At 67.8% G+C, this 7,262-nt stretch carries 5 protein-coding genes and 1 pseudogene; all 6 read left to right on the forward strand.

Annotated features, from left to right (window positions below):
- Window positions 1-38: 38 nt before the first annotated feature.
- The 6 genes and pseudogenes from BGO46_RS00150 to BGO46_RS00175 all read left to right on the forward strand — a co-directional run bounded on the left by BGO46_RS00150 (window position 39) and on the right by BGO46_RS00175 (window position 7,231).
- The gene (locus BGO46_RS00150) at window positions 39-1,784 is read left to right on the forward strand and encodes an ATPase (protein WP_292678904.1); all 1,746 of its coding nucleotides are present in this window, start codon (window positions 39-41) and stop codon (window positions 1,782-1,784) included.
- A gap of 42 nt (window positions 1,785-1,826) precedes the next feature.
- The gene (gene galU, locus BGO46_RS00155; RefSeq protein ID WP_292678901.1) at window positions 1,827-2,711 is read left to right on the forward strand and encodes a UTP--glucose-1-phosphate uridylyltransferase GalU; all 885 of its coding nucleotides are present in this window, start codon (window positions 1,827-1,829) and stop codon (window positions 2,709-2,711) included.
- A gap of 500 nt (window positions 2,712-3,211) precedes the next feature.
- Window positions 3,212-3,658 carry a 50S ribosomal protein L13 gene (gene rplM, locus BGO46_RS00160; protein WP_292678898.1) on the forward strand — a complete coding sequence of 149 codons (447 nt, stop codon included), beginning with the start codon at window positions 3,212-3,214 and terminating at the stop codon, window positions 3,656-3,658.
- 29 nt (window positions 3,659-3,687) lie between these two features.
- Window positions 3,688-4,173: a 30S ribosomal protein S9 gene (gene rpsI / locus BGO46_RS00165; protein ID WP_292678895.1), complete on the forward strand. Its 486-nt coding sequence runs from the start codon at window positions 3,688-3,690 to the stop codon at window positions 4,171-4,173.
- 9 nt (window positions 4,174-4,182) lie between these two features.
- Window positions 4,183-5,526, forward strand: coding sequence for a phosphoglucosamine mutase (gene glmM / locus BGO46_RS00170; protein WP_292678892.1), 1,344 nt, complete (start codon window positions 4,183-4,185; stop codon window positions 5,524-5,526).
- Between the two features lie 491 nt (window positions 5,527-6,017).
- Window positions 6,018-7,231: pseudogene (locus tag BGO46_RS00175) on the forward strand (DDE-type integrase/transposase/recombinase).
- Window positions 7,232-7,262 lie beyond the last annotated feature (31 nt).

The raw sequence follows: 7,262 nt of genomic DNA on the forward strand, positions 1-7,262 counted from the left end.
TGGGCAGCGTGTCCTGGGGCAGGGTGGTTCTTCCGCACGTGTCGACTGTGGTCGACGCGTGGTGGCACGCGCTCGGAAGCGGACGATTCTTCACCTGGTGGAGCGCGCTTGTGTCGTTCATCATCATGGGACTGCTCGTCGTGCCCGACTACGGTGGCACGACTCTGCTGTCCTACGCAGATGCCGCCATCGTGTCGGTGCTTGGCTGGGTGCTGCTGGCCATCCCTTTCCTCGGCGTCGCCGGTCTTGAACGGCGCCTGCACTCGCACGGCGCGCGCGCGGCGATCGTGCTCGCCGCGCTCGTCGCGGTCTCGGCAGCACGCCCTCTGGTGAACCAGTCGCTCAGCATGTGGCTCTTCGACGAGACCACGATCGGCGCCTGGCCGGTGCGCTTCGCCACCAATCTCGGCATCGCTCTCGTGGGCTTCTCCTTCGTCGCCGTTGCCACCACGCAGTACTACGAAGATCGGCAGACCACGCAATGGCTCGCGATCGCGCTTGCCCGTATGGATGCCACGAGACACCGCGCCGCGCTCTACGAGGCAGGCGCGCGGCGCGCGATCGAACACACGGTCGGCGGACTGCGGGCACAGCGCGACGTGCTGCTGCGCGGCGAGCTCACCTTCGAAGCCGTGCGCGCCTACGCCGAGCTCGTGCGTGCCGCCAGCCACCAGCTGGGCGACATGGCGACGACGAGCCTCGCCACCGAGCCCTCGACGCAACCCGTCGTCGCGGCATCCATTGCGCCGGCACACAAACCCCTGCTCGAACGGCTCTCGCCCACGCCCGTCTTCTGCGTCGGCCTCATCTACGTCGTCATGTGCGCCCCATTCGGCTTCGCCGCCGGTGGCACGGTGCTGGTGCTCGCCATGTTCGCCGTCATGCTGCCGCTGGACGCCCTCGTGGGAGTGATCCTGCGCGCGAGCATGCGTCGCATCACCGGGGCGACCGGCGGGCTCATCTTCATCGGCGTCTGGACCTTGGCCGGCATGGCGGCGGTTGTCGCAGGTGACGTGCTCATCCCGGGCCTCGGGATTCTGGGGCTCGTCCCCTCCCTTGCACTGCCGGCCGCAGCGATCATCATCAGCGCCACGATTGACGCCCACCGCAGCGCCTCCCGCGCCGAGGCCCGGGCGACGGCAACACTGGCGCGCAACGCGCTCGCGCTCGCCGAGCGAGCCCGCACCGTGCGCTCACCACTCGAGGCAGCGATCGGTGTGCTGCACGGAGGCGTGCAGGGTCGCTGCGTCATCTTCGCCGCACGCGTCGACGAGCCCGGCGCCACCCCCGCCGACATCGCCCGCTTCCGCACCGAAACCGACGCCGCCTTCGACGAGATCATCGGGCTGCGGCCCGTGCCCGCGCCAGGCGACCTCGAGGGGCTGCTCGCCGTCTGGCGCGACGTTGTCGACGTCGCGTCCCACTTCGCGAGCGAGGTGCGCCCCATGCTCGACGACGCAGTCACGCAACACCACGTCTGCGACATCGTCAACGAAGGCCTCGTCAACGCCGTCAAGCACGGGGGAGCGCGCCACGTACAGGTCGGACTCGATACGACCAGCGACGGCAACCTGCGCGTGCGCGTCACATCTCCGGGAGTGCTCGCACACGCGGCATCCGTTGGCGGGCGCGGCATCGCCGCCCTGCCCGGTGCGGCACACCTCTCTCAGCGTGGTGCGAACGTCGTGCTGGAGGTGGTGTTGCCCACCGCCGACTCCGTGAAATCGGCGACATCTGTTGGCCTTGCGGACCCGCTACAATCGGGTCACTTCGTCGCTCGCTGACGCGCGGCACCCCCCCGACCCACTCCGGAGACGCGACGAATCATGTCTGTGCGCTACAAGGCTGTCATTCCCGCCGCTGGACTCGGCACCCGCTTCCTTCCCGCCACGAAGGCGATGCCGAAGGAGATGCTGCCCGTTGTCGACAAGCCTGCCATCCAGTACGTCGTCGAAGAAGCCGTTGCCGCCGGCATCCGCGACGTGCTCATGATCGTCGGGCGCAACAAGAACAACATCGCCAACCACTTCGACTCGGTACCCGAGCTCGAGACGGCCCTCACCACGAAGGGCGACCACGCCAAGCTCGGCACGGTCGCGCACTCGTCGAAGCTCGCCGACATCCACCTCGTTCGCCAGGGCGAGCCGCGGGGCCTCGGTCACGCCGTGCACCGTGCGAAGTCGTTCGTCGGCGATCACTCGTTCGTCGTGATGCTGGGGGACGACCTCATCGATGAGCGCGACCCCCTGGTGCCGACGATGCTCGCCGTCCACGAGCGCACCGGCGCCGCCGTCGTCGCGCTCATGGAGGTCGACCCCGAGCACGTGCACATGTACGGTGTCGCCACGATCGCCGGCCAAGAAGAGGACGGGTCGGTGCGGATCGTCGACCTCGTCGAGAAGCCCGCGCGAGACGATGCCCCGTCGAACCTGGCGGTCATCGGTCGCTACGTGCTCTCGCCAACCGTCTTCGAGGTGCTCGAACGCACGCAGCCCGGCAAGGGCAACGAGATCCAGTTGACCGACGCGCTGCGTGAACTGGCGGCCGATCCCGCCGGTGCGGGTGTCTACGGCGTCGTGTTCTCGGGCCGGCGCTACGACACCGGCGACCGCGTCGACTACATCAAGGCGATCCTGCAGCTCGGGGTCGACCGCGAAGACCTCGGCCCGGAACTGCGTCCCTGGCTCAAGGAATTCGCAGCCGGGCTGTGATGAGCACAGGAACGTGTGAACCCCCGGGCGCAGTTCGGGGGGCGCGCATGCCGGGGGTTCACACCCTCTACTCCTGCGGGCCGTAGCCGCCACAGTGACAAGCCGGGGAGCGAATGTCGAGAGGGCTGGTGTTTCACCCTCAGCATAATGGCGGGGCCGCCAAAAAAGGAAGTTTTCCGGCACAACTATTAACGCCAACTTTTGCGTCGTGTGAATCCTCTCAGACCCGGGGCCCACCTGGGGTTTTGATGAGAGGGTTCTCATGAAACTCGATCGAGGCGCCGGAAATCTTGGCTTCGCAGCGGAGATGTTTGGCATTGGCATCCATGTGTCGTAGACTCGTTCTTTGGTGTCGGCTCCGCTGATCCGGCACCGCGAACGTGAGCCCTCCACTGGCGTGTTTCCGTCGGCCCCTCGACTAACTCGGGGTCAGCTGCGCGAAACCACCCCGGAGCGGGATTCACGAACCTCTCCGTTCGATTCAAGAAAGCAGCACTACTGTGACGCGCACCTACACCCCCAAGGCCGGTGAAGTGACCCGCGAGTGGGTCGTCATCGACGCGACTGACGTCGTCCTCGGACGCCTCGCCTCGCACGCCGCCGCGATCCTCCGCGGCAAGCACAAGCCCACCTTCGCGAACCACATCGACACCGGTGACTTCGTGATCGTCATCAACGCCGACAAGGTCGCGCTGACGGGCCAGAAGCTCCAGAAGAAGATGGCCTACCGCCACTCCGGTTACCCGGGCGGCCTCACGGCGACCTCGTACGCCGAGCTGCTCGAGAAGCACCCGACGCGCGCCGTCGAGAAGGCGATCCGCGGCATGCTCCCCAAGAACAGCCTGGGTCGCCAGCAGCTGTCGAAGCTGAAGGTCTACGTCGGGTCTGAGCACCCGCACGCTGCCCAGCAGCCCACCCCTTACACCTTCGACCAGGTCGCCCAGTAAGCGCCGCCGAGACCTCCAAGGAACAGACAATGGCGAACATCGCTGACTCCATCGAAGAGACCCCCGAGTCCTACACCACCGAGAGCTCGGCCGCCCCGGCCGTCGCGGCGCCCCGCCCCGTGCTCTCCGTCCCCGGCTCGGCCGTGGGTCGTCGCAAGCAGGCCATCGCCCGCGTGCGCCTGATCCCGGGCTCGGGCACCATCACGGTCAACGGCCGCGAGTTCGAGGACTACTTCCCGAACAAGCTGCACCAGCAGCTCATCACCGACCCGTTCACGCTGCTCGACCTCGTCGGCGCGTACGACGTGATCGTCCGCATCTCGGGCGGTGGCCCCTCGGGTCAGGCCGGCGCGCTGCGCCTCGGCATCGCCCGTGCGCTCAACGAGATCGACGCCGAGAACAACCGCCCGGCCCTCAAGAAGGCCGGCTTCCTCTCGCGTGACGCCCGCGTCATCGAGCGCAAGAAGGCCGGTCTCAAGAAGGCCCGCAAGGCTCCTCAGTACTCGAAGCGTTAAGCACCTTTCATGGCGCTGTTCGGTACGGACGGTGTGCGGGGGCTGGCAAACGGCACCCTCACCGCTGAACTGGCGCTCACCCTGGCCCAGGCGACTGCTGTCGTCCTGGGCCAGGGGCGTATCGCCACCGCGCGCAAGGCGGCGGGCAAGCGCCTGACCGCCGTCATCGCGCGCGACCCGCGCATCTCGGGGCAGTTCCTCTCTGCCGCGGTCGAAGCCGGGCTCGCGTCATCGGGCGTCGACGTGCTCGACGCCGGTACGCTGCCGACGCCCGCGGCGGCGTTCCTCATCGGCGACATCGACGCCGACTTCGGCGTCATGATCTCGGCATCCCACAACCCCGCCCCCGATAACGGCATCAAGATCTTCGCGCGCGGCGGCGTCAAGCTGCCCGACGTCGTCGAGCAGCGCATCGAAGAGGCGATGGCAGGGCCGAAGCTGCAGCCCACCGGCGGCGACGTGGGCCGGGTCACGCGGTTTTCGGATGCCGAGGATCGCTACGTCATGCACCTGCTGGCATCCCTGCCACATCGCCTCGACGGACTGCACGTCGTCGTCGACTGCGCGCATGGCGCGGCATCCGGCGTGTCGCCGGAGACGTTCCGCAACGCGGGCGCCAAGGTGACCGTCATCGGTGCCGATCCGGATGGGATCAACATCAACGACGGTGTCGGGTCGACGCACCTCTCCCTGTTGGCAGCTGAGGTCGTGCGCACCGGCGCCGACCTCGGCATCGCGCACGACGGCGACGCCGACCGCTGCCTCGCGGTCGACGCGTCGGGGGCGGTGATCGACGGCGACCAGATCATGGCGATCCTCGCGGTGTCGATGAAGCAGCGCGGCGTGCTGCGAGGCGACACGCTGGTGGCGACGGTCATGAGCAACCTCGGTCTGCACCGCGCGATGGCAGAGCACGGGATCACGGTCGAGACGACCGCCGTCGGCGACCGATACGTGCTCGAGCGCATGAACGAGGGCGGCTTCAGCCTCGGCGGCGAGCAGAGCGGTCACGTCATCATGAGCCGCTTCGCAACGACCGGCGATGGCGTGCTGACCGGGTTGCACCTAGCGGCCGAGATGGCCCGGACGGGGCGGTCGCTCGCTTCGCTGGCATCTGTGATGACGGTGTTCCCGCAGGTGCTCGTGAACGTGCGCGGCGTGGAGCGCACGCGCGCAACCGACCCCGATGTCGTCGACGCGGTGTCGCTGGCCTCGGAGGCCCTCGGCGACTCGGGCCGCGTGCTGCTGCGCCCGTCGGGCACCGAGCCGATGGTGCGGGTCATGGTCGAAGCGGCGTCGCCGGAGGATGCCCAGCGCATCGCCGACGAGCTGGCCGACGTCGTCCGGGGGTAGCGCGACGGGTCTCGCCCCGCGCTTGCGCTTGCTGCTTGCCGCTTGCGCTGGTTTGCCGCTTGCGCTGGTTTGCCGCTTGCGCTGGTTTGCCGCTTGCGCTTGCCGCGTGCGCGAGCTTGCCCCGGTTTGCGCGAGCTTGCCCTGGGTTGCGCGAGTTTGCCCTGCCCCGCGCGAGCTTGCCCTGGGTTGCGCGAGATTGCCCTGGGTTGCGCGAGTTTGCCCTGCCCCGCGCGAGCTTGCCCTAGGTTGCGCGAGTTTGCCCTGGGTTGCGCGAGCTTGCCCTGGGTTGCGCGAGCTTGCCCTGGGTTGCGCGAGTGTCATGTCTCAGGACATCGGTGACGAATCTGTATCAGGACATCGGTGACACGTGGGTGGTCGTTGGTGGTGACACTTCTCGGGCTTATCTGTGAGGGATGAGTCGTGTTGAGCCTGTCGATCCCCGTGTCCGTCTCGCGATCGCGCAGTGGCCACCAGACGCGCCGCGTGGGGCGGTGACCACGTTCTGCGCGGAGCACTCGATCTCACGGAAGACGTTCTACGCGATCCGGAAACGTGCTCTCGTCGACGGGCAGGCGGCGGCGCTCGAGCCGCGTTCTCGCCGGCCGAAGTCGAGCCCGAGCACGATCGCCGACGAGGTGAAGCAGCAGGCAGTCGCGGTGCGGGCTGCTCTGGAGTCGTCAGGGTTGGATCATGGGCCGATCAGCGTGCACGACAAGATGCAGGCGCTGGGGATGACGCCGGTGCCGTCGATCGCCGCGCTGGCGCGGATCTTCCGCGCCAGCGGGGTCGCCCGCGCGGAACCGCGGAAGAAGCCGCGGGCCGCGTACCGCCGATTCGTGTATCCGGCGCCGAACGCGTGCTGGCAACTGGACGCGACCGAGTATGTCATCGCCGGCGGCCGCAAGTGCGTGATCTTCCAGCTCATCGATGACCACTCTCGCTACGCCGTCGCCTCCCACGCCGCGACCGGCGAGACCTCCCGCGACGCGATCCGCGTTGTGAAGAAGGCAATCAAACGTCACGGCGTGCCACAACGGCTGCTCTCGGACAACGGCATGGCGTTGAACCCGTCGCGGCGCGGGATCGTCGGCCAGCTCGTTGAGTACGTCACCCGGCTCGGTGTTGAGCCGATCACCGGGAAACCCTACAAGCCGACCACGCAGGGCAAGAACGAGAGGTTCCATCAGACGCTGTTCCGCTGGCTCGACAAACAGCCCTTCGCTGCGAACCTCCGTGAGCTGCAAACACAGATCGACGCATTCGATCACATCTACAACACGGAGCGCCCGCACCAGGCACTGCCCGGTCGGATCACCCCGCAGGCCGCGTGGGACGCGACACCGAAGGCTGAACCGCCCCGCCCGAAGCCGGTGCCGCCACGGAAACGGGACGACCCGGCACCACCCGCGCCGTCGCGGAACGGCCGCGTGCTCGACGGGATCCGCGTCGCAACGATCCGCCCCAACGGCTCGATCAGAGCCCGCAGCGTCAACTTCCACATCAGCCACGCTCTGCGCGGGCAAGACGTGTTCCTGATCTACGAGACCGCCACGCTCACGGTCTTCAACGACCGCGGCACGCTCATCATCGAGCACAACTGGCCACCACCCGGCGTGAAGTACGTCGGCAACGGCAAGTCCCGAGGCTCCAGAGGAAGAGAACTGTCACCCATGTCCTGAGACATGAAGTGTCACCGATGTCCTGAGGCAGAACCGTCACCCATGTCCTGAGACATC

The organism is Microbacterium sp. 70-16 (genome assembly GCF_001898315.1).
Classification (GTDB): Bacteria; Actinomycetota; Actinomycetes; order Actinomycetales; family Microbacteriaceae; genus Microbacterium.

What these genes read in the sequence shown, in the direction of transcription:
- galU (WP_292678901.1), top strand. Translation starts at nt 1,827, where the DNA reads ATGTCTGTGCGCTACAAGGCTGTCATTCCCGCCGCTGGACTCGGCACC.
- rpsI (WP_292678895.1), top strand. Translation starts at nt 3,688, where the DNA reads ATGGCGAACATCGCTGACTCCATCGAAGAGACCCCCGAGTCCTACACC.
- glmM (WP_292678892.1), top strand. Translation starts at nt 4,183, where the DNA reads ATGGCGCTGTTCGGTACGGACGGTGTGCGGGGGCTGGCAAACGGCACC.